Annotated in this window: 2 protein-coding genes and 1 pseudogene; 2 read left to right on the top strand and 1 reads right to left on the bottom strand. The window is 37.8% G+C overall.

The features are described 5' to 3' along the window. A pseudogene (locus ACKTSF_RS14395) lies at window positions 1-152 on the top strand (IS30 family transposase); the annotation flags it as partial. Between the two features lie 313 nt (window positions 153-465). On the opposite strand, the gene ACKTSF_RS14390 reads toward ACKTSF_RS14395, so the two are convergent. After that, on the bottom strand, window positions 466-1,647 hold the full coding sequence (locus ACKTSF_RS14390) for an SAM-dependent methyltransferase (RefSeq protein ID WP_087128308.1): 1,182 nt from the start codon (window positions 1,645-1,647) through the stop codon (window positions 466-468). Window positions 1,648-2,069: 422 nt separating this feature from the next. On the opposite strand from ACKTSF_RS14390, the gene ACKTSF_RS14385 reads away from it, so the two are divergent. Then, window positions 2,070-2,291 (top strand): transposase (locus ACKTSF_RS14385; protein WP_407890266.1); only part of this gene is annotated, 222 nt, incomplete at its 3' end.

Genomic DNA, 2,291 nt, shown 5'->3' with positions numbered 1-2,291 from the left:
ATTTTTATCCTAAAGGGACTCGTTTTGAGCACATTAGTGCTCAAGATTTAACGACGACGTTACTCCAAATTAACCAGCGACCGCTTAAAATACTCGACTGGCAAACACCGTATCAGGTTATGCTGACAAATTTGTCCAAAAATTCGGATTAAATTTGCAATCTACCTCTTGGCTTTGATTCTAGATAATAGAGCTAATATAAAAGAGGTTCAGGTGCGTCGAGGACACGCACCTGAACCTCTTTTATATTGGTACCTAATTCTGTTAAAAGCACTATTCCATTCTGTACAATTACTTGGCTTCGTCTTCGTCGGTTCATAAAACGGCCATGAGTGCTTCCTGTTTCTTAATAAATTCCCTGCTACTCCATACTGGTCTGAACTGGTCTAAGGAGGTGTTAGCGATACTGCGTTTATATTCCTACGGTTTCAGATCGCCACCATTGGTTTATCAATAACAATTTCACTATACTTCGTTCTGATAAACATATTGACGTGTCATTGGTAGGCCAGTTCCACTTGGAGCATTTGTAAGTAAGTATTGCATAACATCAATGTTTCCCGATTCAAATGCCCCTGCACAAGCTTGGAGGTATAGCGACCACATTCTAGAGAATGGGACTCCATACTTTTCTCTTACTTGATCAATAACACCATTGTAATTGCTATACCAAATTTCCAATGTTCTTTGATAGTGCCGACGTAAAGTTTCTAGGTCTGTCAATTGTAACCCTGAATCCATAACGTGCCGTAAATTTTCAGCAACATTGGGAATATACCCACCATGGAAGATGTATTTATTCAAAAATGGGTCAACGCCGGCTCCTTCATGCTGACCTGTAATTCCATGAATTAAAGCTCGCCCATTAGGCTTCAACAAGTCTTTAACTTTATTAAAGTATAGTCCTAAATTTTCTTTCCCCACATGCTCAAACATTCCAACGGAAGTAACGTAATCATACTTATCATCCACTTCACGATAATCTTCAAGTAACACAGAAACCTTGCTTTCAAGGTGACGAGCCTTAATTTGCTCCTGCGTATAATCATACTGCTCTTGACTTAAGGTTACTCCCGTCGCATTGAGTCCAAATTCCTCAGCAGCCATAAATAGTAAAGTGCCCCATCCACTGCCAATATCCAACAACCGTTTCCCAGATTCAGGGTCCAACTTATGAATAATGTGTCGGTCCTTATTTAATTGTGCTTCTTCGAGAGTATCGTTATCATGTTCAAAATAAGCGCATGAGTAAGTCATGGTTTTATCCAACCATAACCGATAAAACTCATTCCCAATATCATAGTGCTTCTGAATATCTCGTTCGCTATTTTTTTCTGAGTGAGAAATACTTGGCAAATGTTTCAAGAAGGGATTGTTGGTTAAAAAACTATGGTCGGTTCGAAAAGCAGATGTAATTAATTCTTGTATACTGCCATCAATTTCAATTTCGCCATTCATATAAGCCTCTGCTAACACAAGAGTTGGCTCAGATGTCATTGATTTAAGCGAAATTTCTTTCTTAAACGTTATTGCAATATTTGGAGTTCCCTCACCATATGTGGCAATTGAACCATCCCAATAAGTAACTGAAATAGGAATGTCAAACGCATGACTCAATAGTTCTTTGTATGCCATTTTTTCTAACATCATATAGCCCCCTAAATCATATTAGGTTTAATTTTAACGCTTACTATATTTAGTACAAAATAATTTCTTAAGACAAATTCATTTAGTTTCATCAGCAGAATATATTTCAAGGCAAGAAGATTCTATTAAAAGCTTGTTGGTTTCTAGACATTGTTAAAACAGTGTTCACAGATAATACATTCAGAGATTAGATCTTTACGGCAAAACAGGTCTAGATAAAGAGGCAGTGCCGATAAATGTATTAGTTGATGCTAACTTTAAACAGTTGTCCAATATGTACATGCACTATCAAATTAACAAGGTTTGAGAGCGTAAAATATCTTGTGTAAATACATAAAAGATTTCTGAATTGTATAGAAATAGGGAATGCCTTCCCTTATGATATTTAGTAACCACAGAAAACATCACAGGAGGCATTCCCCATGAATGAACTTACCACAGAAATTATCGCTGCACTAGCCCAAAAGCAAGCTTTGGACGAAGTTTTTCGTCACCACCTCGAAATTGCGATTAACCAGCTGCTTCAAACCGAATTGGCAGAGTTTTTGGGTTACGAACGCTACTCATACGCTGGGATTAACACTGGTAATAACCGCAACGGCAGTTATGAGCGCTCGTTTGATACGAAGTACGGCCAACTTAAC

The organism is Levilactobacillus muriae, from assembly GCF_045862015.1.
Lineage (GTDB): Bacteria > Bacillota > Bacilli > Lactobacillales > Lactobacillaceae > Levilactobacillus > Levilactobacillus muriae.
The sequence above is the reverse complement of the archived record's forward strand: the minus strand, read 5'-3'. Positions and strand labels throughout refer to the sequence as shown.

Bases quoted from the DNA above. Each gene is read 5' to 3' on its own strand.
- ACKTSF_RS14390 (WP_087128308.1), bottom strand. From the start codon at position 1,647: ATGTTAGAAAAAATGGCATACAAAGAACTATTGAGTCATGCGTTTGAC.